The 23625-nt window shown below is 63.1% G+C and carries 15 protein-coding genes; 12 read left to right on the plus strand and 3 right to left on the minus strand.

Annotated elements, in window-relative coordinates; all coding sequences use genetic code 11:
• The first annotated feature begins 6 nt into the window (after positions 1-6).
• The 5 genes from AB0N24_RS00505 (at position 7) to rplL (ending at position 4696) form a co-directional block, all read left to right on the plus strand.
• Positions 7-1098: a GNAT family N-acetyltransferase gene (locus AB0N24_RS00505; protein ID WP_364119018.1), complete on the plus strand. Its 1092-nt coding sequence runs from the start codon at positions 7-9 to the stop codon at positions 1096-1098.
• On the plus strand, positions 1080-2204 hold the full coding sequence (locus AB0N24_RS00510; protein ID WP_364119021.1) for a GNAT family N-acetyltransferase: 1125 nt from the start codon (positions 1080-1082) through the stop codon (positions 2202-2204). Before AB0N24_RS00505 ends, AB0N24_RS00510 begins: the two co-directional genes overlap by 19 nt.
• Positions 2205-2212: 8 nt before the next feature.
• Positions 2213-3325, plus strand: a complete 1113-nt coding sequence (locus AB0N24_RS00515) for a GNAT family N-acetyltransferase (protein ID WP_364119023.1) — start codon at positions 2213-2215, stop codon at positions 3323-3325.
• A gap of 328 nt (positions 3326-3653) precedes the next feature.
• A complete protein-coding gene (rplJ, locus tag AB0N24_RS00520) occupies positions 3654-4244 on the plus strand; it encodes a 50S ribosomal protein L10 (protein WP_028269591.1) in 591 nt (196 codons plus the stop codon).
• A gap of 77 nt (positions 4245-4321) precedes the next feature.
• Positions 4322-4696, plus strand: coding sequence for a 50S ribosomal protein L7/L12 (rplL, locus tag AB0N24_RS00525; protein ID WP_078027247.1), 375 nt, complete (start codon positions 4322-4324; stop codon positions 4694-4696).
• 139 nt (positions 4697-4835) lie between these two features.
• Here rplL and AB0N24_RS00530 read toward each other — a convergent pair whose 3' ends face one another.
• Entirely contained in the window at positions 4836-5336 is a 501-nt protein-coding gene (locus tag AB0N24_RS00530) for a YbaK/EbsC family protein (protein ID WP_364119028.1), read from the minus strand.
• A complete protein-coding gene (locus AB0N24_RS00535) occupies positions 5336-6535 on the minus strand; it encodes an acetyl-CoA C-acetyltransferase (protein WP_364119031.1) in 1200 nt (399 codons plus the stop codon). The genes AB0N24_RS00530 and AB0N24_RS00535 overlap by 1 nt, the downstream gene beginning before the upstream one ends.
• 239 nt (positions 6536-6774) lie before the next feature.
• On the opposite strand from AB0N24_RS00535, the gene AB0N24_RS00540 reads away from it, so the two are divergent.
• From AB0N24_RS00540 to tuf, 7 genes are all read left to right on the plus strand, one after another.
• Complete coding sequence (locus AB0N24_RS00540; RefSeq protein ID WP_364119034.1) at positions 6775-7251, plus strand: hypothetical protein; 477 nt, start codon at positions 6775-6777, stop codon at positions 7249-7251.
• A gap of 322 nt (positions 7252-7573) precedes the next feature.
• Positions 7574-11089 carry a DNA-directed RNA polymerase subunit beta gene (gene rpoB, locus AB0N24_RS00545; RefSeq protein WP_214953777.1) on the plus strand — a complete coding sequence of 1172 codons (3516 nt, stop codon included), beginning with the start codon at positions 7574-7576 and terminating at the stop codon, positions 11087-11089.
• A 120-nt stretch (positions 11090-11209) separates the two neighbouring features.
• Positions 11210-15109: a DNA-directed RNA polymerase subunit beta' gene (locus AB0N24_RS00550; RefSeq protein ID WP_307045579.1), complete on the plus strand. Its 3900-nt coding sequence runs from the start codon at positions 11210-11212 to the stop codon at positions 15107-15109.
• A gap of 396 nt (positions 15110-15505) precedes the next feature.
• Positions 15506-15880 (plus strand): 30S ribosomal protein S12, encoded by a 375-nt coding sequence (rpsL, locus tag AB0N24_RS00555; protein ID WP_011692814.1) that lies wholly within the window; start codon positions 15506-15508, stop codon positions 15878-15880.
• Between the two features lies 1 nt (position 15881).
• On the plus strand, positions 15882-16352 hold the full coding sequence (rpsG, locus tag AB0N24_RS00560) for a 30S ribosomal protein S7 (protein ID WP_011692813.1): 471 nt from the start codon (positions 15882-15884) through the stop codon (positions 16350-16352).
• Between the two features lie 69 nt (positions 16353-16421).
• Positions 16422-18536, plus strand: a complete 2115-nt coding sequence (gene fusA / locus AB0N24_RS00565) for an elongation factor G (RefSeq protein WP_214953779.1) — start codon at positions 16422-16424, stop codon at positions 18534-18536.
• Between the two features lie 260 nt (positions 18537-18796).
• Positions 18797-19987: an elongation factor Tu gene (gene tuf / locus AB0N24_RS00570; protein ID WP_307045584.1), complete on the plus strand. Its 1191-nt coding sequence runs from the start codon at positions 18797-18799 to the stop codon at positions 19985-19987.
• 2896 nt (positions 19988-22883) lie between these two features.
• Here the strand turns inward: tuf and AB0N24_RS00575 are convergent.
• On the minus strand, positions 22884-23126 hold the full coding sequence (locus AB0N24_RS00575; protein ID WP_364119041.1) for a hypothetical protein: 243 nt from the start codon (positions 23124-23126) through the stop codon (positions 22884-22886).
• Positions 23127-23625 lie beyond the last annotated feature (499 nt).

Raw genomic sequence — 23625 nt, forward strand, 5'->3', positions numbered from 1 at the left:
GTCCCCGTGAATGCAGTGCCGCACCTCATAGAACCCCTCGTCCTGCCCGCGTCCCTCGACGCCCCGGATGCCGGAGAGTTCCTGGAATTCGGCGAACTCAGCGATGCCCTGGTGCTTGAGACCTGGGGGAACCCGGACCGTTCGTCACCGGCACAAGCGCGGCTCCAGTATTGGCGTGACAGCCCGTACACCCAGTTGCGGCTCTTCTTCGTGCGGGTGGGCGGACGCATGGTGGGGAGATCCTGGATCCGGTTCGGGCTCCAGGAGAACGTCCACACCGGGCTGCTCCACGTTAATGTCCTGGCGGAGTTCTCCGGACGTGGCATCGGCCGCGCGCTGATGGACCATGCAGAGGACCTGGCTGCGTCACGCGGCTGCACTACGCTGCAGACTTTCACCGAGCACCCGGCGGACTTCGATGTCGAGGATCCCCGGCTGCTCAAGCCCGGGACGGGTACCGGAGGGGTGCCGGCAGAAGCACGGTGCGTCCGTTTCGCGCGGAGGGCCGGCTACAGGCTGGAACAGGTGGAACGCTTCAGCGCGTTGACGCTGCCTCCCGCTGAAGACACCTTGGCTGCTCTTGAAGCCGACGCACTGTCCAAGGCGGGGGAGCACTATGAGTTGCTGCACTGGACCGACAGCTGTCCCGAGGAGTACGCGGCCCAGCTGGCGGTCCTCATGTCCCGCATGAGCACGGACACCCCCGCCGGTGGTCTCAGCTACGACGAGGAAACCTGGGACGTGAGGCGGGTCCGCCATGTTGAAAATACGTGGAAGCAGGCAGGCCTGGACTCCCTCGTGGCAAGCGCCCGGCACCGTGACACGGGTGAGCTGGCCGCGTACTCGGTCGTTCAGGTATCGGACCGGAAACCCTGGCTGGCGAACCAGGACGATACCTTGGTGGCCAGTCACCACCGCGGTCACCGCCTGGGCATGCTGGTCAAGATCCTCAACATCCGCCGGCTGCTCACCGGCTACCCCAACGTGGAGCGCATCGTCACGTTCAACGCCGCCGAGAACGACCACATGCTGGCCATCAACGTGGCCCTCGGGTTCCGTCCCGCGGGGTACGACGGCGAATGGCAGAAGACGCTATGAGCGGCCTGGTCATCACCGCCGTCAACATCCCGCGGCCCGGGGACGAGGGGACCGAACGTGCCACTGGCCTGCTGGCATGCCGTGCCATCCGGGACAGGCACCATCTGGACCAGTGGGGAAACCTGGACCGCGCTTCGACCCTCCGGGAGGACCAGGAATATTGGCGGGGCAGCGAGTACGAAGAGCGCCTGCAGTTCCTGGCCACACTGGGTGGCGTGCCGGTGGGAACCTGCGCGGTGGTGCTGCCGCTCAAGGAGAACACTGCCGCGGCCTGGATCGAAGTGGTGGTTGCCGCAGCATACCGGCGGCAGGGGATTGGCCGGCGCCTGCTGGCGGTCGCCGAGGAAACGGCCCGACAGCGAGGGCGCCGGGTATTTGAAGGCTATTGCGAGGAGCCTGTGCTGCCGCAGGCCGCGCGGGCGGCGTCGGAGTCCGGCGATCAGGAACTGCCGGCGAAATCGGGGAGCGGTGGACTTCCGCTGAATCTTGCCTCAACCCGCTTCGCTCTGGCCTCGGGCTACGAACTGGAGCAAGTGGAGAGATCCAGCAGGCTTGCGCTGCCGGTTGACCCCGGCCTGCTGGACAGACTGGAGGCTGGCGCCGGGGCGCATGCCGGCGGCTACCGAGTGGTGGGCTGGCAAAGCCGGTGTCCGGACGCCCTTGTGGACGCTTATGCGGTGCTGAAGGGCCGGATGAGTGCAGATGTGCCGACGGCGGGCCTGGAAGCAGAAGCCGAGGAATGGGACGCGCCGAGGGTTCGGGAGGAGGAACAAAGCTGGGAGCGCGGCGGCGTGGCTTCGCTCGTGGCCGCTGTGCAGCACTCAGGGACGGGGGAACTGGCGGCCTACACGGTGCTGAGCTACCGGCCGGAGCGGCCCGGCACGCTGATCCAGGAGGACACGCTGGTGGCAGGACCGCACCGCGGCCACCGCCTGGGCATGCTGGCCAAGGTCGCAAACCTCCGGCGGGCCCAGGAGGTTTGCCCTGCCGCCGGGTCTGTCATTACGTGGAATGCCAGCGAAAACCGGCATATGCTGGCGATAAATGTTTCGCTTGGATTCAAGCCCGCTGGCTTTGAAGGTGAGTGGCAGAAACGACTGGAATGACGCCCTTTATGGCTCAAGACGTACGGATCGAACAACTCTGGATTCCCGATTCCCTGGACGGGCCCGACAGCGCCGATTTCCTGGCCGCCGTCGAAGTTGGCCGCAAAGTGCGGATGCAAACGTGGGGGAGCGATGACCTCGCCTACACCCCGCTTGAAAAGCTCCTCGAGCTTGCCGACCCCTACGAACGCCAGGTCATCCTCGTTGCAAAGATCGACGGCGACATCGTGGGCGCGGTGGATATTGCCCTGCCCCTGGCCGACAACCTTGACCACGCTGAGTTCACGCTGGATATCCTGCCGGAGTTCCAGCGCCAGGGCGTCGGACGCCAGCTGTTGGAGGCTGCAGAGCAGTTTGCCCGGGGCGAAGGCCGGACCATGATCCTGATCGACACCAATCATCCCGGCGTCTCGCTGAACAGCGACATCGACGACCAGCTGGTCCCCGGCTCAGGCCAGGGTTTTGTGCCGCTGGGTAGCCGGGAAGTGGAGTTTGCCCGCAAGACGGGCTACACCTTGCAGCACATCGAGCAGTTCAGCTCGTGCCTGCTGCCGCTGGACAGCAAGCTCGTCGCGGAGTTGGAGGACGAAGCCGAGCAGGCCAATGCGGGCCGCTACCGGCTCCATCATTGGACGGACAGGTGTCCGGACCAGTGGCTCGATGCCGTGGCCGCGCTGGAAAACCAGGCAGGTGAGGACACCACACCGTCGTCGAGGACCGAAGAGCAGCTGGTGTTCGACGGCGCCATGATCAGGGAAGCTGAAGAGGCCACCATCGCGCAGGGACGGCGCACGGTTGTCACCGCTGTCGAGCACATCGCCACCGGAATGCTGGTGGGGCTGACCACCATCAGCGTGCTGTCCCAGCGGCAGGACGTGGTGTTCCAGGACGACACTGTGGTGATGCAGGAACACCGGGGCAACAAGCTGGGCCTGCTGATCAAGGTGGCCAACATGGAACGCCTTACGGAACAGTTCCCCGATGCCAGGGTCATCTACACGTGGAACGCCCCGGAGAACCGGTATTTGCTCAAGGTGAACCAGCAGCTGGGTTTCACCACTGCAGGTGTCACGGGAATCTGGCAGAAGGACCTCCCGGACTTCGGGCCGAGCAGCAGCTGAGCGGCGCCGGGCAGCAGTCTCGCCTCCCGCATGGGGACCGATTTGGAGTACGGGCCGCGTTGCCCGTAAGCTTGAACTACCAAAGACCGTCGGTTGTTGGAAATCCACTCTCCTGAGCATTGCTCAATACTGCAGTTGTGTGCGGGAGAGCCAGTGGGTTTTCGGACGAAGGACCCTGAACATAGGGCGGCCGGCGCAGGTGAACGAAGCAAGGCTCCGCGGTTAAACTGTGTTGAGCCAAGCCCCGTGCATCTGCGCGGGGCGTTTTTAGTTTTAGCTCACCTGAGCGGGGACCCGGTATACCGGCACTATCCCCGGAAGGAGGGTTATGGCAACGCCTGCAAAGGTTTCAGCAGTAGCTGAGATCACTAACGATTTCAAGGAATCGAACGCCGCTGTCCTGACCGAATACCGTGGGCTCACTGTTGCACAGCTCAAGCAGCTGCGTGTTTCTCTCGGCCAGGACACCAAGTTCTCGGTCGTCAAGAACACCCTGACCGCCATTGCAGCCAAGGAAGCTGGTGTCGAAGCATTCGACGGTCAGCTCGCCGGCCCCACTGCAATCGCGTTCATCAAGGGTGACGCAGTTGCAGCGGCCAAGAGCCTGACGGATTTTGCCAAGACCAACAAGCAGCTGGTTATCAAGACCGGCTACTTCGAGGGCAAGGCACTGAACGCCAGCGAAGTTGCTGCCCTGGCAGCACTCGAGTCCCGCGAGCTGCAGCTCGCCAAGGTTGCAGGAATCCTCAAGGCTCCTGCTGCCGCTGCTGCACGCATCATTGACGCCCTGCGCCTCAAGCTTGAAGAAGAGAACGGTGCACCGGCAGCAGCCGAAGCGCCCGCCGCTGAAGAAGCCCCGGCCGCAGAAGCAGCAGAGACCGAAGCTCCGGCCGAAGCCGCAGCCACCGAAGAGAACTAACTCTCTTTCAAACCAGACTCCGGTGTAAGGCAACGGCCCAGGCCGCCGAGCACCACCTATAGGAAGGACGCCACACCATGGCGAAGCTCACCAACGAAGAGCTCATTGAAGCTTTCAAGGAACTGACCATCATCGAGCTCTCCGAGTTCGTCAAGCTCTTCGAAGAGACCTTCGAAGTTACCGCTGCTGCTGTTGCCGTTGCTGGCCCCGCTGCCGGTGCTGCTGAAGAAGCCGAAGAGAAGACCGAATTCGACGTCGTTCTCGAAGCTGCTGGCGACAAGAAGATCGCAGTGATCAAGGAAGTTCGCGCCATCACTTCCCTGGGCCTCAAGGAAGCCAAGGACGTTGTCGACAGCGCTCCGAAGGCCGTCCTCGAAGGCGTCACCAAGGAAGCTGCAGAGAAGGCCAAGGAGCAGCTCGAAGCTGCCGGCGCCACCGTTACCCTCAAGTAACACACTCTGCTCCGGAAGGCGTCCAGCTTTCCGTACGGCTCAGGGAAACCCCGTCCACTCCGGTGGGCGGGGTTTCCTGCGTTTAACCCAACTGAGTAGCAGCAGGTGTCGTATTGACGGCTGAAAACGACACCTGCTGCTACTTAGTTGGGTCGGAGATGTCCGCGACCACGGCGTCCAGGGCAGTGGTCAACGCATCGGCATCCACGAACGCGCTGTAGCCATGCTCCCCGGCGCCCATGGAAATGCGCCTCCCGGTGATGGTCCGGTCCGCGTACACCGGCCACGGCGTCGTGCTCCCCAGCGGCGTGATGGTGCCGCGTTCGTAGCCCGTGGCTTCCAGGGCGACGTCGGCCGGCGGCAGCGAGAGCTTGTTGACCCCCACCAGCCCCCTCAGCTTGGGCCAGGAGATCTGCCGGTCCCCGGGTATCAAAGCAAAGAAGAAACTTCCGTCCTTGTGCTTCACTACCAGGGACTTCACAATGTCCGCCGGCGTAATGCCCAGGATGCCGGCGGCCTCCTCAAGGCTCCTGGCTGCAAGCCGCTCCACTATTTCGACGTCGAGGCCCCGCACGGCGGCGTCGGCAAGGAACCGTGCCCTGCCTGCGCCGCGCGCCGCGCCTGCCGATGATGCCGCCATCAGTCCCGGTACAGGAGGAGGGCCTCGCCCTGGCCTCCGCCGCCGCAAAGGGAAACGGCGGCCTTGCCGGTTCCCCGGCGTTTCAGCTCGTGGGCTGCGTGTCCGGCCAGGCGCGCACCTGACGCGCCGATCGGGTGCCCCAGGGCGATGGCGCCGCCGTGGATGTTGCATTTCTCCAGCGGGTACTTGAGGTCCTTGAGCGACTGGACGGCAACTGAACCGAAGGCCTCGTTGATCTCAATGAAGTCGAGATCCTCGGTGGTCCACCCCGCACGGTCGAGGGCGTTCCTTATGGCGTTGGACGGCTGCGAGTGCAGGGAGTTGTCCGGGCCGGCCACCTGGCCAGGCTTGCCCACCACCGCAAGGAAGTCCAGGGCGTTGTCCTCCGCGAATTTTCTGGTGGTCAGCACCAGGGCCGAGGCGCCATCGGACAGGGGAGAGGAGTTCCCCGCCGTGATGGTGCCGTCGCTGACGAAGGCGGCACGGAGGCCGGCCAGCGACTCGACCGTTGTATTGGGGCGCACGCCTTCATCGGTGGAGACAACGATGGGGTCGCCCTTGCGCTGCTTGACGCTGATCGGTGCGATCTCGTCGTCAAAGACGCCGTTCTTTGCCGCCAGCGCGGCACGCTGGTGCGACTGGGCGGCCACATTGTCCTGCGACGTCCGGTCGATGCCGAGGACCAGGTTCTTGCTTTCCGTCGAGAGGCCCATGGAGTGACCGTCGAAGGCATCGGTCAGGCCGTCATGCGCCGCCACATCCAGAGCCTGGATGGCCCCGTAAGTCCAGCCCTGCCGGGAACCCGGCAGGATGTGCGGTGCCCGGGTCATTGATTCCTGGCCTCCGGCGACGACGACGGCGGCATCACCGCTGCGGATCATGCGGGCTGCGTCAATCACTGCTGTGAGACCCGAAAGGCACACCTTGTTGATGGTGACCGTGGGGACGTTCCAGCCGATGCCGGCACCGATGGCGCTCTGCCGCGCGGGGTTCTGGCCGGCTCCGGCCTGCAGGACCTGGCCCATGATCACCGCGTCCACCTTGTCTGCGCCGACCCCGCTGGCGGCGAGGGCCGCCTTGATGGCATGCGCCCCGAGTTCCACCGCCGTGAAGCTGGCCAGCTGGCCGTTGAGGCGGCCCTGGGGCGTGCGCGCCGCGGCGAGGATGACAACATCGTTGTCGTCTGCGGAGTTGCTCATGGTTATCTCTTCCGATCTGTGACGATGTACGCCAAGGCTATCGTGAGCCGAATCACCTATCCATTCAAACGCACCCGAGGCGGCGTCCATTCCGTGCCGTGGATGGGTAGAACAGCCCATGCCGTCGCCGTGCGGCCGCTGAAACCGCTGGGTAGGGTTGGGGTCGGATCCTCCCGTCGGACATGTCCGTCTGATATGTCCGTTCCCGGGGACGACGTTGTGGGGAAACAGGAGCTCAAATGAAGAAGATACTTGCAGTCGTGGGATTCGCTGCTCTGTCCGGGCTCACCGCCTGCGCTGCCACAGGACCCGACAGAGGTTCCGGAACCGAAAGCAGCGCGCCGAAATCGTCCAGCGCGCCGGCACCGTCGCCGTCGGCCTCCAAGCCGGCTTCAAAGTCCGCGGCCGCGGCCGGAACGTTCGGCGTGAAGGAAGTATGCGAAACCTTTAATTCCCTGTACGCAGAGTACAAGGCTGTGGGCGGCAACGATGCGAACGCCTACGAGGACATCTACTTCGCTGCCCAGGATGCCAAGGACACCGCGTCAGGCAACCAGAAGGGGCTGTTTACCTCCCTGAGCGTCCTGTCCCTGGACCGATCGTCCGCGGTCGCGAGCGGGGGCGAGGTGGACCAGGAGTCGAAGGACCTGGTGCGTGACGCAGTCTTCGCCAACGCGAACGAATGCACCGCAGCGGGCGTTACCCTCAGGCTGTAGGGCCGCCGGCCGGGGGTGGCAGCTAATTAGGTGCCTTCGGCAACGGTGCTTGCAATAACCGGGGAAGTGGGGTAGACACGTACGCCGTTTTGCCGTATCGTAGATATTTGCGTCTTCCCTGTTTACCTTCAGCCTTCATATAGCGGTGGGCTTTGCCTAGCAGCTGATCCATCGACGTGCCGTCCGAGACGTGCAACTTCATGGACAGCCTGGGTCCCGGGTCATATAGCGGAACCGGACTGGTAGCGCTGCGGAGTCATTCTGCAGGGCTTTTCAACGGGGGAGATCTGAAAACGCCTGAAGGTCTGTGGAAGGATCCCTCTTGGTCGCCTCGAGCACCTCTAATGTAAACAACGCTACCGCTATCAATGCCGACAGCACCGATGGTGCCACTCGCCGGCTCTCATTCGCAAAGATTCACGAACCTCTTGACGTTCCGAATCTGCTTGCCCTGCAAACGGACAGCTTCGACTGGCTGGTCGGAAACGAACGCTGGCAGGCACGCGTTGCGAAGGCCGTCGAAGAAGGCGACCTCAGTGTCGCCACTAGCTCCGGTCTGTCTGACATCTTCGAAGAGATCTCCCCGATCGAGGATTTCCAGGGCACCATGTCCCTGAGCTTCTCCGACCCGGAGTTCGCTGACCCCAAATACACCATGGCTGAGTGCAAGGACCGGGACGCTACGTACTCGGCTCCGCTGTACGTTAAAGCCGAGTTCATGAACAACAACACGGGCGAAATCAAGCAGCAGACCGTGTTCATGGGCGACTTCCCGCTGATGACCGAGAAGGGCACCTTCGTCGTCAACGGCACCGAGCGTGTCGTTGTCTCCCAGCTGGTCCGTTCCCCGGGCGCCTACTTCGAGCGCACCGCTGACAAGACCAGCGACAAGGACATCTTCACTGCGAAGATCATCCCGTCCCGCGGTGCCTGGTTCGAGCTCGAGATCGACAAGCGCGACCAGGTCGGCGTGCGCCTTGACCGTAAGCGCAAGCAGTCCGTCACGGTGCTGCTGAAGGCCCTCGGCTGGACCGAAGGCCAGATCCTCGAAGAGTTCGGCCAGTACGACTCCATGCGCGCAACGCTGGAGAAGGACGCCACCGAAACCCGCGAAGACGCCTTGCTGGACATCTACCGGAAGCTGCGACCGGGCGAGCCGCCCACCGTCGAGGCTGCCCAGTCCCTGCTGGACAACCTGTACTTCAACTCCAAGCGCTACGATCTGGCCAAGGTTGGCCGTTACAAGATCAACCGCAAGCTGGGCATCGACCGCTCCCTTGGCGACAAGGAAGCTTCGGTCCTGCACGTTGAAGACATCGTTGCAATGATCAAGTTCCTGGTTGCACTGCACGCCGGCGAGAAAACCCTCACGGGCAAGCGCGACGGCCAGGACCACGAGCTGCGCGTTGAGATCGATGACATCGACCACTTCGGCAACCGCCGCATCCGCGCCGTCGGCGAGCTCATCGAGAACCAGGTCCGCACCGGCCTGTCCCGTATGGAGCGCGTTGTCCGCGAGCGTATGACCACGCAGGACGTCGAGGCCATCACGCCGCAGACGCTGATCAACATCCGCCCCGTTGTTGCAGCCATCAAGGAGTTCTTCGGAACCTCCCAGCTGTCGCAGTTCATGGACCAGAACAACCCGCTGTCGGGTCTGACCCACAAGCGCCGTCTGTCCGCGCTTGGCCCGGGTGGTCTGTCCCGTGACCGTGCAGGCATGGAAGTTCGAGACGTTCACCCGTCCCACTACGGACGTATGTGCCCCATCGAAACTCCTGAAGGCCCGAACATTGGTCTGATCGGTTCGTTGGCTTCCTACGGCCGCATCAACCCCTTCGGCTTCATCGAGACTCCTTACCGTCTCGTGTCCGAGGGCGTCGTTTCCGACGAGGTCGAGTACCTGACGGCCGACGACGAAGCAGAGGTCCTGATCGCACAGGCCAACGCTCCGCTGGACGAGAACAAGAAGTTCGCCGAAGAGACCGTCCTGGTCCGCGCCCGTGGTGGTGGAGGCGAGCCTGTGCTGGTTCCCGCCGGCGAGGTCGAGTTCATGGACGTTTCCCCGCGCCAGATGGTGTCCGTGGCTACCGCCCTGATCCCGTTCCTCGAGCACGACGATGCTAACCGCGCACTCATGGGTGCCAACATGCAGCGCCAGGCCGTGCCCCTGGTCCGTTCCGAGGCCCCGTTCGTGGGCACCGGCATGGAGCGCGCCGCCGCCGTCGACGCCGGTGATGTCACCATCGCGAAGAAGGCCGGTGTGGTTACCGAGGTCTCCGCTGAGCTGGTCATCATGCTCAACGATGACGGTACGGAAACCAACTACCGCATCAACAAGTTCGCACGCTCCAACCAGGGCAACTGCTACAACAACCGTGTCCTGGTGAGCGAAGGCCAGCGCCTGGAGGTCGGCGGCATCATCGCTGACGGCCCGGCAACGGACCAGGGTGAACTCGCCCTCGGTAAGAACCTGCTCGTGGCATTCATGTCATGGGAAGGCCACAACTTCGAGGACGCCATCATCCTCTCGCAGCGCATTGTTGCCGAGGACGTTCTTTCCTCCATCCACATCGAGGAGCACGAGATCGATGCCCGCGACACCAAGCTTGGTGCCGAGGAAATCACCCGTGACATCCCCAACGTGTCCGAGGAAGTCCTGGCTGGCCTGGACGAGCGCGGCATCATCCACATCGGTGCCGAGGTTGAAGCCGGCGACATCCTGGTCGGAAAGGTCACCCCGAAGGGTGAAACCGAACTGACCCCGGAAGAGCGCCTGCTGCGTGCCATCTTCGGTGAGAAGTCCCGCGAAGTCCGCGACACCTCCCTGAAGGTTCCGCACGGCGAGTCCGGCACCGTCATCGGCGTCCGCGTCTTCGACCGCGACAACGACGACGAACTGCCCCCGGGCGTCAACCAGTTGGTCCGCGTCTACGTGGCCGCCAAGCGCAAGATCACCGACGGCGACAAGCTCGCCGGCCGTCACGGCAACAAGGGTGTTATCTCCAAGATCCTCCCGATCGAAGACATGCCCTTCCTTGCCGACGGCACCCCCGTTGATATCGTCCTGAACCCGCTGGGTGTTCCGGGCCGTATGAACGTCGGCCAGGTGCTCGAAACGCACCTCGGCTGGGTTGCCAAGACCGGTTGGAAGATCGAAGGCGAGCCCGAATGGGTCAAGCAGCTGCCGAACCTGCCGCGCGAGAGTGGCTCGACCACTGTTGCAACGCCGGTCTTCGACGGTGCGCGTGAAGAGGAAATCACGGGCCTGCTCGATTCCACGAACGTGACCCGCGACGGTGTCCGCCTGATCAACTCATCCGGCAAGACCCGCCTGTTTGACGGCCGCTCCGGCGAGCCGTTCCCGGATCCGATCTCGGTCGGCTACATGTACATCCTGAAGCTCCACCACCTGGTGGACGACAAGATCCACGCACGCTCCACCGGCCCGTACTCCATGATCACGCAGCAGCCGCTGGGTGGTAAGGCACAGTTCGGTGGCCAGCGCTTCGGTGAAATGGAAGTGTGGGCGCTCGAAGCTTACGGCGCCGCCTACACGCTCCAGGAACTCCTCACGATCAAGTCGGATGATATCCACGGTCGTGTGAAGGTCTACGAAGCAATCGTCAAGGGCGAGAACATCCCCGAGCCGGGCGTTCCTGAGTCCTTCAAGGTCTTGATCAAGGAAATGCAGTCGCTGTGCCTGAACGTGGAAGTGCTTTCCACGGACGGAACCACAATTGAAATGCGTGACTCTGATGACGCAGTCTTCACGGCTGCGGAAGAACTGGGCATCGATCTGTCTCGTGCAGAGCCCAGTTCCGTAGAAGAGGTTTAGCAGGGGACTTACCGGGAAAAGCAAGCGGCCCCGCCGCGCTGCCTTTTCCCGGTAAGCCACCTCCCTCTTCCCGTAACCCAAGACTTCAGAATTTAGAGAACAAGAGAGAACAGGGACCATATGTCCAGCGAATCCTCCTTCGGCCTCATGCAGATCGGCCTCGCCACCGCGGAAGACATCCGTGGCTGGTCTTACGGCGAGGTTAAGAAGCCGGAAACCATCAACTACCGCACGCTCAAGCCCGAGAAGGACGGCCTCTTCTGCGAGAAGATCTTTGGCCCGTCCCGCGACTGGGAATGCTACTGCGGCAAGTACAAGCGCGTGCGCTTCAAGGGCATCATTTGCGAGCGGTGTGGCGTTGAGGTCACCCGTGCAAAGGTCCGCCGTGAGCGCATGGGCCACATCGAGCTGGCCGCCCCGGTCACGCACATCTGGTACTTCAAGGGTGTTCCGTCCCGCCTGGGCTACCTCCTTGACCTGGCACCGAAGGACCTCGAAAAGGTCATCTACTTCGCTGCCTACATGATCACGAGCGTCGACGCCGACAGCCGTCACGAAGAACTGCCCAACCTGCAGGTTGAGCACGACATCGAGAAGAAGCAGCTGGTCGACAACCGCGACTCTGACATCGCCACGATCGCCCGCGACCTCGAGAACGAGCTTGCCCGTCTCGAAGGCGAAGGCGCCAAGGCTGCCGACAAGAAGAAGGCCCGCGACTCCGCGGACCGTCAGATGGCCAACGTGCGTAAGCGCGCCGACGCCGACATCGAGCGCCTTGAGCAGGTCTGGGACCGCTTCAAGAACCTGAAGGTCGCCGACCTCGAAGGTGACGAAGGGCTGTACCGCGAACTGCGCGACCGCTACGGCATGTACTTCGAAGGCTCCATGGGTGCTGAAGCCATCAAGAAGCGTCTTGAGAACTTCGACATGCAGGCCGAGTCGGACTCACTGCGCGACATCATTGCCAACGGCAAGGGCCAGCGCAAGACCCGTGCCCTGAAGCGGCTGAAGGTTGTCAACGCATTCCTGACCACCAACAACAGCCCGCTCGGCATGGTGCTGGACGCCGTCCCGGTGATCCCGCCGGAACTGCGCCCCATGGTCCAGCTGGACGGTGGCCGCTTCGCGACCTCCGACCTCAACGACCTCTACCGCCGCGTGATCAACCGCAACAACCGTCTCAAGCGCCTGCTTGACCTGGGTGCTCCGGAGATCATCGTCAACAACGAGAAGCGCATGCTTCAGGAAGCCGTTGACAGCCTCTTCGACAACGGCCGCCGTGGCCGTCCGGTCACCGGACCGGGCAACCGTCCGCTGAAGTCCCTGAGCGACATGCTCAAGGGCAAGCAGGGCCGCTTCCGCCAGAACCTCCTGGGTAAGCGCGTCGACTACTCCGGCCGTTCGGTTATTGTCGTCGGTCCGCAGCTGAAGCTGCACCAGTGCGGCCTGCCGAAGCAGATGGCACTGGAGCTCTTCAAGCCGTTCGTGATGAAGCGTCTGGTTGACCTCAACCACGCCCAGAACATCAAGTCGGCCAAGCGCATGGTTGAGCGTTACCGTCCGCAGGTCTGGGACGTTCTCGAAGAGATCATCACCGAGCACCCTGTGCTGCTGAACCGTGCACCTACCCTGCACCGCCTCGGCATCCAGGCGTTCGAACCGCAGCTTGTTGAAGGTAAGGCAATCCAGCTGCACCCGCTGGTTTGTGGCGCGTTCAACGCTGACTTCGACGGTGACCAGATGGCAGTGCACCTGCCGCTGAGCCCCGAAGCCCAGGCTGAAGCACGCATCCTGATGCTGTCCTCGAACAACATCCTGAAGCCGTCTGACGGCCGCCCGGTGACGCTTCCTTCGCAGGATATGATCATCGGCCTCTACCACCTGACCACCAAGCGTGTCGGTTCAGCTGGCGAAGGCCGTATCTTCTCCTCGGTTTCGGAAGCCATCATGGCGTTCGACCTGCACGAGCTGCACCTGAACTCCCAGGTCAAGATCCGTCTTGAGGGCTTCGTCCCTTACGCCGGCTGGGAAGCTCCGGAAGGCTGGGAGCCGGGTCAGACCGCTCTCGTCCAGACCTCCCTGGGCCAGGTCATCTTCAACCAGACCCTGCCCGAGGACTACCCGTGGGTTGAGGCTGTTGCTGACAAGGGCGAACTGTCCCGCATCGTCAACGACCTCGCCGAGCGCTACCCGAAGGTTGTTACCGCGGCAACGCTGGACAACCTGAAGGATGCCGGTTTCTACTGGGCCACCCGTTCAGGCGTCACCGTTGCTATCTCCGACATCGAGGTTCCGGCCGAGAAGCCGGTCATCCTTGCCGGTTACGAAGAGCGCGCCGCCAAGATCCAGGGCCAGTACGACAAGGGCCTGATCGACGACGACGAGCGTCGCCAGGAACTGATCGAGATCTGGAACAAGGCAACCAACGAGATCGCCCAGGTCATGCGCGACAACCTGTCGCCGATGAACACCATCAACCGCATGGTGTCCTCTGGTGCACGTGGTAACTGGATGCAGGTTCGTCAGATCGCGGGTATCCGTGGCCTGGTGGCCAACCCTAAGGGTGAAATCATCCCGCGTCCGATCAAGTCCTCCTACCGCGAGGGCCTGTCGGTGCTGGAGTACTTCATCGCGACGCACGGTGCCCGTAAGGGTCTGGCTGACACCGCCCTGCGTACCGCCAACTCGGGTTACCTGACCCGTCGTCTGGTGGACGTCTCGCAGGACGTCATCGTCCGTGAAGAGGACTGCGGCACCGAGCGCGGCCTCGTCACTCCGATTGCCGTGGCTGACGCCAACGGCGAGCTGGTGCTGGACGAGAACGTTGAGAACAGCGCGTACGCCCGTACCTTGGCCGTGGATGTCGTTGACTCCAAGGGCAAGGTACTGGCTGCCGGCGGCACCGACTGCGGCGACGTCGTCATTGCCGAACTGTTCGCAGCCGGTATCACCGAGGTCAAGGTCCGCTCCGTACTCACCTGTGAGTCCAGCGTCGGCACCTGCGCCCTGTGCTACGGCCGTTCGCTGGCCACCGGAAAGACCGTGGACATCGGTGAGGCCGTGGGCATCATCGCCGCACAGTCCATCGGTGAGCCGGGTACCCAGCTGACCATGCGTACGTTCCACACCGGTGGTGCTGTTTCCGCCAGCGGCGGCGACGACATCACCCAGGGTCTGCCCCGTATCCAGGAGCTCTTCGAAGCACGTACTCCGAAGGGTGTCGCACCGATTGCAGAAGCAGCCGGCCGCATCGCCATCGAAGAGTCCGAGCGTCAGATGCGCCTGGTCATCACTCCGGATGACGGCAGCGAAGAGATCGCTTACCCGGTCCTGCGCCGCTCACGCCTCCTGATTGAAGACGGGCAGCACGTCACGGTGGGCCAGAAGCTCATCAACGGTCCGGTCGACCCCAAGCAGGTTCTGCGCATCATGGGCCCCCGTGCCGCACAGAAGTTCCTGGTGGACGAAGTCCAGGGCGTGTACCGCAGCCAGGGCATCGGTATCCACGACAAGCACGTCGAGGTTATCGTTCGCCAGATGCTGCGCCGCGTCACGGTCATCGAGTCCGGTGAATCCGACCTGCTCCCCGGTGAGCTGGCCGAGCGTAGCCGCTTCGAAGACGCCAACCGCCGTGTTGTGTCCGAGGGCAAGACGCCGGCTTCCGGACGTCCTGAGCTCATGGGTATCACCAAGGCATCCCTGGCCACCGAGTCCTGGCTGTCCGCAGCTTCCTTCCAGGAAACCACCCGCGTCCTGACGCAGGCGGCCATGGAAGGCAAGAGCGATCCGCTGCTCGGCCTCAAGGAAAACGTCATCATCGGTAAGCTCATCCCCGCCGGCACGGGTCTCCCGCGCTACACGGAGGTCACGGTGGAACCGACTGAAGAAGCAAAGGCCAACCTGTTCACAGGTCCCAGCGCATTCAGCGACTTCTCCTACGACACCCTGGGCGGCGACGGAGCTCCTGAGTTCCACGCCATCCCGCTGGATGACTACGACCTTGGCAGCGACTTCCGCTAACCGCTAGTTCGTCGTCAGGCCCCGACCCGCTCCGCTGGAAACAGCGGAAGCGGGTCGGGGCCTTTCCGTTGGGCCAGGGCCGCCGATTAAGGCATGGCGGCCGTCCATGTTAGACTGGATACCAATTGTTATTGTGGCAGTGGATGAGTGCGCCGGTTGAGCTGAAAGGCTGAACCAGAGCGACGTTTCCGGTTTGCAGGGTTCTTGTGCAACGTATGCCACATTTTTGCATGCCTAGGGGCCGTTGCTGACGTGAGTCAGGTTCCCCGGTGTGCGATCCGACTATTAAGGCTTCGCCTCAGCTGCTCTGGAGATTCTTCAAAGCTCGGGCGGCGGGGCAAAGCAAAAGGAGAGCGGCTGTCAGCGGCCGCTCCGGATAAAACGGAGAACACGAGAGTGCCTACGATTAACCAGCTGGTCCGAAAGGGCCGCACGCCTAAGGTCAAAAAGACCAAGGCTCCCGCGCTTAACGGCAGCCCGATGCGCCGCGGTGTTTGCACCCGCGTCTACACCACCACCCCGAAGAAGCCGAACTCGGCTCTGCGTAAGGTTGCACGTGTGCGCCTTAACGGTGGCGTTGAAGTCACTGCCTACATCCCCGGTGTAGGCCACAACCTCCAGGAGCACTCCATTGTGCTCGTCCGTGGCGGTCGTGTGAAGGACCTTCCGGGTGTCCGCTACAAGATCGTCCGTGGCGCCCTCGATACCCAGGGTGTGAAGAACCGTAAGCAGGCCCGCAGCCGTTACGGCGCAAAGATGGAGAAGAAGTAATATGCCTCGCAAGGGTCCGGCCCCCAAGCGGCCGCTAGTTCTAGATCCCGTATACGGCTCCCCGCTGGTCACCCAGCTCATCAACAAGGTGCTCGTAGACGGCAAGAAGTCCACCGCTGAGCGCATCGTTTACGGTGCACTCGAAGGCGCCCGCGCCAAGTCCGGCGGCGACCCCGTTGCAGCCCTCAAGAAGGCCATGGAGAACGTCAAGCCTTCCCTCGAGGTCCGCTCACGCCGCGTCGGTGGCGCAACCTACCAGGTTCCGGTTGAGGTCAAGCCGGGCCGCTCCACGGCCCTCGCCCTCCGCTGGCTGGTCGGCTACTCCAAGGCCCGCCGCGAGAAGACGATGACCGAGCGTCTCCAGAACGAAATCCTGGATGCATCCAACGGCCTCGGTGCCGCTGTCAAGCGTCGCGAAGACACCCACAAGATGGCCGAGTCCAACAAGGCCTTCGCACACTACCGCTGGTAATACTTCCCGGACGCCGCCGGCTCTGACGAGCCGGCGGCGAACGTGTAGTCCATCCGAAAGGGAGACACCGTGGCACAGGACGTGCTTACCGACCTTAGTAAGGTCCGCAATATCGGCATCATGGCCCACATTGATGCCGGCAAGACCACCACCACCGAGCGCATCCTGTTTTACACAGGTGTGAACCACAAGATCGGCGAAACGCACGACGGCGCTTCGACGACCGACTGGATGGAACAGGAAAAGGAACGCGGCATCACCATCACGTCTGCCGCCGTGACCTGCTTCTGGGACAACAACCAGATCAACATCATCGACACCCCCGGCCACGTTGACTTCACCGTTGAGGTTGAGCGCTCCCTGCGCGTCCTCGACGGCGCCGTCGCCGTGTTCGATGGCAAGGAAGGCGTGGAGCCGCAGTCCGAGACTGTCTGGCGCCAGGCTGACAAGTACAACGTTCCGCGTATCTGCTTCGTCAACAAGATGGACAAGCTCGGCGCTGACTTCTACTTCACCGTTGACACCATTGTTGGCCGCCTCGGCGCCAAGCCGCTGGTCATGCAGCTGCCGATCGGTGCCGAGAACGACTTCATCGGCGTCGTGGATCTCCTTGAGATGCGCGCCCTGGTGTGGCCCGGTGACTCCAAGGGTGACGTCACCATGGGTGCCAAGTACGAGGTCCAGGAGATCCCCGCCGATCTCCAGGCCAAGGCCGAAGAGTACCGCGCAACGCTCGTCGAGACCGTTGCCGAGGCTTCCGAAGAGCTCATGGAGAAGTACCTCGAAGGTGAAGAAATCACCGTCGATGAGCTCAAGGCCGGCATCCGCAAGATGACGATCAACTCCGAGCTGTACCCGGTGTTCTGTGGTTCTGCCTTCAAGAACCGTGGCGTACAGCCGATGCTCGATGCCGTCGTCGACTACCTGCCGAACCCGCTCGACGTCCCCCCGATGATCGGTCACGATCCTCGCGACGAAGAGAAGGAACTGACGCGCGCGCCGTCGTCCGAGGAGCCGTTCTCGGCTTTGGCCTTCAAGATTGCTGCCCACCCGTTCTTCGGTCAGCTCACCTTCATCCGCGTGTACTCCGGTCACGTCGAGGCAGGTTCCCAGGTGGTCAACTCCACCAAGGGCAAGAAGGAGCGCATCGGTAAGCTGTTCCAGATGCACGCCAACAAGGAAATGCCCGTTGAGGGCGCTACCGCCGGCCACATCTACGCAGCGATCGGGCTGAAGGACACCACCACGGGCGACACCCTGTGCGACTCCAGCAACCAGATCGTCCTCGAGTCCATGAGCTTCCCGGAGCCCGTGATCTCGGTTGCCATCGAACCGAACACCAAGGGTGACCAGGAGAAGCTCTCCACGGCCATCCAGAAGCTCTCCGCTGAGGACCCGACCTTCCAGGTCTCCCTCAACGAAGACACCGGCCAGACCATCATCGCCGGCATGGGCGAGCTCCACCTGGACATCCTGGTGGACCGCATGCGCCGTGAGTTCAAGGTCGAGGCAAACGTTGGCAAGCCGCAGGTTGCTTACCGCGAAACCATCAAGCGTGCTGTAGAGCGTCACGACTACACGCACAAGAAGCAGACCGGTGGTTCGGGTCAGTTCGCAAAGATCCAGATCGCGATCGCGCCGTTGGATACTTCCGATGGCGAGCTGTACGAGTTCGAGAACAAGGTCACTGGTGGCCGTATCCCGCGCGAATACATTCCGTCTGTTGATGCAGGTATCCAGGATGCACTGAACGACGGCGTCCTGGCCGGCTACCCGGTTGTCGGCATCAAGGCCACGCTGATTGACGGCGCGTACCACGATGTTGACTCCTCGGAAATGGCGTTCAAGATCGCCGGCCGTATGGCTTTCAAGGAAGCTGCACGCAAGGCGAACCCCATCCTGCTCGAACCGCTGATGGATGTCGAGGTCCGCACCCCTGAGGAATACATGGGTGAAGTTATCGGTGACCTCAACTCCCGTCGTGGCCAGATGCAGTCGATGGAGGATGCTCAGGGCGTCAAGGTTATCCGCGCACACGTCCCGCTGTCCGGCATGTTCGGCTACATCGGCGACCTGCGTTCAAAGACCCAGGGCCGCGCTGTGTACTCCATGACGTTCCACAGCTACGCCGAGGTCCCGAAGGCATTTGCCGACGAGATCATCCAGAAGAACCGCGGCGAGTAGTCCAACGGACTTTCAAAGCGACAAACTCGGGTGCGTTTCCGGTTCCGGAAACTAGCCCGGTGCAGGTGGCCGGTCCAGGCCAGATGCAGTCCGGTCAAGCCGGGTCTCGGCCATCTGCACGAACAGGCTCGAGGGACTAGTATTAGTTCCTGAATCTGCAATTTCACCAATCCAAGCCCCCCAAGTAGACTTACTGAAGTTTCGGCCGCGACAAGCGCGACTGAAGGGTAAGTCATTTGAAAACGTTCTAGGAGGAACCTGTGGCAAAGGCAAAGTTCGAGCGGACTAAGCCGCACGTTAACATCGGTACCATTGGTCACGTTGACCACGGTAAGACGACGTTGACGGCCGCCATTTCCAAGGTGCTGTACGACAAGTACCCGACTCTCAACGAGAAGCGTGACTTCGCGTCGATTGACTCTGCTCCCGAAGAGCGTCAGCGCGGCATTACCATCAACATCTCCCACGTTGAGTACCAGACCGAGAAGCGCCACTACGCACACGTAGACGCTCCGGGTCACGCTGACTACATCAAGAACATGATCACCGGCGCTGCCCAGATGGACGGTGCAATCCTCGTGGTTGCCGCCACTGACGGCCCGATGGCTCAGACCCGCGAGCACGTTCTGCTTGCCCGCCAGGTTGGTGTTCCCTACCTGCTGGTGGCACTGAACAAGGCTGACATGGTCGATGACGAGGAACTCCTCGACCTCGTCGAAATGGAAGTTCGTGAGCTCCTGAGCTCGCAGGGCTTCGATGGCGACGAAGCACCGGTTGTTCGCGTTTCCGGCCTCAAGGCTCTGGAAGGCGACCCGGAGTGGGTCAAGTCCGTTGAGGACCTGATGGCTGCAGTCGACGAGTCCGTTCCGGACCCCGTACGTGACCGTGACAAGCCGTTCCTGATGCCGATCGAAGACGTCTTCACGATCACCGGCCGTGGCACCGTTGTAACGGGCCGCGCCGAGCGTGGAACCCTCGCGATCAACTCTGAGGTCGAGATCGTCGGCATCCGCCCGGTCCAGAAGACCACGGTTACCGGTATCGAGATGTTCCACAAGCAGCTCGACGAAGCATGGGCCGGCGAGAACTGTGGCCTCCTGCTCCGCGGTCTGAAGCGTGATGACGTAGAGCGTGGCCAGGTTGTCGTCAAGCCGGGCTCCATTACCCCGCACACCGACTTCGAGGCTAACGTCTACATCCTCTCCAAGGACGAAGGCGGGCGTCACAACCCGTTCTACTCCAACTACCGCCCGCAGTTCTACTTCCGCACCACGGACGTAACCGGCGTTATCACCCTGCCGGAAGGCACGGAAATGGTTATGCCTGGCGACAACACTGAGATGACCGTTGCGCTCATCCAGCCCATCGCCATGGAAGACGGCCTCGGCTTCGCAATCCGCGAAGGCGGCCGCACCGTTGGTTCGGGACGCGTCACCAAGATCATCAAGTAATACTTGCTGATCAGGGATCAGCACGCCGTCTGACGGTCGTCTGATACTTATCAACAGCCCCGTTGCGTTTATACGCAGCGGGGCTGTTTTTTGCTAGAGTTAGTCCAGTCGCTGGATAAACTGCATCGAAGGTCGTTGCGGCGATTCACCGAAAGGAACCGAGATGTGGTCCGCCCTCATGACGCTTCTGCTCATCATTGCCGCCGTCCTCCTGATCGTCTCCCGGCATTCCGTCCGCCAGTTGAAGGCCGCCGGGGGCGACGCCTACCGGAACGGCTTCATGGCAGGCCACGTGCAGGGGTGGAATGACGCCAACATGGCTTCCGGGTTACCTCGGCAGGTTGCTGCCGAGGCGTCCATGACGACGGCGGCAGCTGGCTATGCCGCCGATTTGCCTGTCTTCCCGCCTGCAGAGGCAGCAGACACGCCGGCAGAGGTGCCGGTGCCGGGCCTGTTGCCGGCCGCACCCGGGCAGCAGCCGTTCACGCACCTGCCGACGTTGGTCGCTCCGAATGTTGGGGCTCCGGTGGACGCGCCATCCTTTGATGGGCCATTCGCGGCCCCGCCGTCTTTGGGCGGGGCTCCGTTCGAAGAGTCTCCGGCCGAACGGCTGGCCCGCAAGGAGAAACGCGAACGGCAGAACATCAACGTCACGCTCTATGTTGCCAGTCTGTTGCTGGTGGCAGCGGGGGCGCTTTTTGTCGGCACAAGCCTGCCGGCTGTGCTGCGTTTTGCCGGCGTTTGCCTCATCACGGTGCTTTTCTACGGCGCAGGATTTGCACTGCACGCAAAGGCTCCGAGACTGCGTCCTGCCGCGGTAGCCTTTGCAGGAACCGGGCTTGCGCTGGTGCCCGTCGCGGGCCTGGCGATGTACAACTTTGCCGTCCAGGACGGTCCCCTCGCGTGGCTCCTGACCTCCGTTGTTGGAACGCTGGCCTACGTCGCTGCCGCTCTTCGGCTCGAAAGCCGCGTGCTGGTGTATCTGTCCCTCACGTTTGTGGTTTCGACGGCGTGGTCGGGAGTTGCCGCACTGGGTGCTTCGCTCATTTGGTACTTCGGGGCCATGATCGGCTTCGCTGCGGCGATGACATTGGTAACGCTGATGAAGCCGCGCTGGCTCCCGCCCGTGTTCCTACGTCCCGTCATGCTTCTCGACCCGTTCGTTGTCCCGGCAGTGGCCGTAGCGGCAACGATTCTGCCGCTGCGCTTGGATCGAGGCGAGTTCGCCCTGATCATGGCACTCTGCGGAGCATACTTCGCACTTGCGGCCGCCGTGCCGTCCGCCGGGCACCGTCTGCCAAAGATTTATGGTGCGCGATTGGCGATGACGATTGCGGCTTCGGCCTGGGCCTGGCACCTGACCGGCACTGTCACTTGGAGCCTCGTAACGGCCGGATTCCTTCTGGCCCTGCAATCGGTGGTGACGGCCGCGTGTGCGGCCGCACTGCAGCGGTGGTGTCCGGGCCGGGGAGGAGAACGGCACTGGCGGGCTGACTCGTTCTGCACCTTTGGAGCGCAACTGCTGATGGTCTTAGTCATGCTGCCGCCGGTCCCCGGCAGCCAGGATGGCCTCTTGTTGTGGGCGGTGCTTGGCAGCGTAGCCACCGGCATGGTCATCGCCGTCAAAGCCGGAGGAGCCGCCGAGTGGGCGCCGCCGGCAGCGCTGGCCACGGGTGTCATCGCAGGCGCGCAGCTGGGGCCGTGGCTGAACTTCAACATCCTGGCCGCCGGCACGCTTTTTTGGGCCGTGCGGTCGGCGGGTACCCGTTCGCCGATGCGCCCGCAGTTCATCCTTTCTGCGCGGATAGCGGGCACCTTGGCCGTTCCAGTCCTGACCTCCGCTGTGATGGAGGGGAACCCTGAAGTGCTGGCTGCTGCCATCTTCGCCCTGTCGCTGGCCCTCGTGCTGCAGCAGCTGGCGTCGGCCGCGGCGGAGCGTGCCGGCGCCGCGGTGCTTGCCCCGATGCCCACACTGGTCGGGTTTACCGCTGCCGGGATAGCTGCCATCGTGGCCCTGTCCGTCACCGACACCACAGCCGGGAACCTGCTTTTGGCCACCGCCCTCGTGGTTCAACTCGTGGCGTCGCTGGCGACGGGCACGGTCCTGTTCCCGCGTCTTGGTTTGGGCGTTTCCTGGCAACCGACGGCAGCGGAGGCGTTGCCCCTGGCAGTCTCGGCGGCTGTCGTCCTGGCCTCCTACACGAGTGTTTCGCTTGGACTGGGCAACGGCGTCCTGCTGATCGTCGTCCTGTATCTTGGCGCCTCGGCCCTGCGCTCAACGGCCGTCATCCGGCGGTGGGCCTACTGGTGGATGGGCCGGGCTGCGGCAACCCTCCTGTTGGTTCTTGCTTATGGGCAGCTCCAGGAGTCCACAGGGCCGGTGGTAGTCGGGGGTCAGGAAATTTCGCTCGCCACAGTCCTGATTGTTGCTTTGGGGATTCAGCTCGTGTTCCCGCTGACCGCCGCTGTGCGCGACCGGGCTCCGGACACGGTGGTGGCCGACGTCGCCCTTGTTTTGATGCTGCAGACCGCTACCCTGGCGGCGGCCGTGATTCTGCCCCACACAGCCGCGGCCGGGGGAACTTGGGACTGGCAACGAACCCTCACCATCACGGTGATGGCCCTTAGTGCAACTGCCTCGGGATACGTGTTCCGTGACCTGGCGGCAGCAGCAGCCTTTGCGCCGTCCATGTTGGCGGTCTTGCTTGTCTGCAGCGGTGACCGCCTGTCCGACGTCGAACTTCTACTTGGCATCTTCGCGGCCTTCAGCGCTGCCATGGTTGTGGCGGTGGAACCGCGGCAGGCGAAGGGTGCTTACTTTGCCGCGGCCCGCCTGCTGACAGCGGCGCTGGCGATGGTCTTCAGCTTCGACATCACGGCGTCCGGCACCGTGGTGTCACTCACCTTCGCCGGCGTGCTGGTATTGCAGCACGTTGTCCGCTGGTTCATGCGGCACCGGCTGGAGCAAGTGCCATTCCAGGACGCCGCGGTATGGGTAACCCTCGGGGCGCAGGCAGTCCTGCCCGCGCTGTACGTGCTCCAGGGCGCTGGCGCCTCCGCCATCCACGCTGCCGAAGGTGGGCGGGCAGTTGTCCTCGTTGAGTTGCTGCTGCTGGTGCTTGGTGCCCTGGCCGCCCATCGGCTGTTTGCGGCACGTGGGGCGCTCTACCTTTGCGTGTACGGGGGAGTGTTCGCCGTCATCGCATCGGGACCGGCACTGCAGTTCGGGGCCGGAACCGTCCTCGCCGCGCCGCTTCTCAGTTGGGACGGTGTCCCCCTGGCCCTCCTGGCCGCGTCACTCGCTTTCAACATCGCAGGCATTGCACGGCAACGGCACGGCGACGGTTCACGCAAAGCCGGCGTGGACCGCTGGTTCTGGCTCGCCGGGGCAGCTGCTCCCGCCCTCACCGCCGGACTTGTCGTCGGCCAGGCTGCGGAGTGGATTACAGGCGCTACCCTCCTGGTTCTGGCCGCCACCGGGTTTACGGCATCGCACGTGGAACGAACACCGTTGCTGTATCCGCCGGCCGCAGCACTTGTCCTGTCGGGGGCAACGTTGATTGCTGCCTCCGGATTTCGCGGTACCGAGGGGCCGTGGGGCGCCTATCTGCCCTGGCTGGCCGGATGCGGGCCGGCGG

The sequence above is a fragment of the Arthrobacter sp. NPDC093128 genome, assembly GCF_040683875.1.
In the GTDB taxonomy this organism is placed as follows: domain Bacteria; phylum Actinomycetota; class Actinomycetes; order Actinomycetales; family Micrococcaceae; genus Arthrobacter.

What these genes read in the sequence shown, in the direction of transcription:
- AB0N24_RS00575 (WP_364119041.1), bottom strand. Translation starts at nt 23,126, where the DNA reads ATGGGCGGCCAGGGCACCAAGCACCAGCAGCAGCAACTCAACGAGGAC.
- rplJ (WP_028269591.1), top strand. Translation starts at nt 3,654, where the DNA reads ATGGCAACGCCTGCAAAGGTTTCAGCAGTAGCTGAGATCACTAACGAT.
- AB0N24_RS00540 (WP_364119034.1), top strand. Translation starts at nt 6,775, where the DNA reads ATGAAGAAGATACTTGCAGTCGTGGGATTCGCTGCTCTGTCCGGGCTC.
- AB0N24_RS00550 (WP_307045579.1), top strand. Translation starts at nt 11,210, where the DNA reads ATGTCCAGCGAATCCTCCTTCGGCCTCATGCAGATCGGCCTCGCCACC.
- rplL (WP_078027247.1), top strand. Translation starts at nt 4,322, where the DNA reads ATGGCGAAGCTCACCAACGAAGAGCTCATTGAAGCTTTCAAGGAACTG.
- rpsG (WP_011692813.1), top strand. Translation starts at nt 15,882, where the DNA reads ATGCCTCGCAAGGGTCCGGCCCCCAAGCGGCCGCTAGTTCTAGATCCC.
- AB0N24_RS00515 (WP_364119023.1), top strand. Translation starts at nt 2,213, where the DNA reads ATGGCTCAAGACGTACGGATCGAACAACTCTGGATTCCCGATTCCCTG.
- AB0N24_RS00510 (WP_364119021.1), top strand. Translation starts at nt 1,080, where the DNA reads ATGGCAGAAGACGCTATGAGCGGCCTGGTCATCACCGCCGTCAACATC.
- AB0N24_RS00530 (WP_364119028.1), bottom strand. Translation starts at nt 5,336, where the DNA reads ATGGCGGCATCATCGGCAGGCGCGGCGCGCGGCGCAGGCAGGGCACGG.
- AB0N24_RS00535 (WP_364119031.1), bottom strand. Translation starts at nt 6,535, where the DNA reads ATGAGCAACTCCGCAGACGACAACGATGTTGTCATCCTCGCCGCGGCG.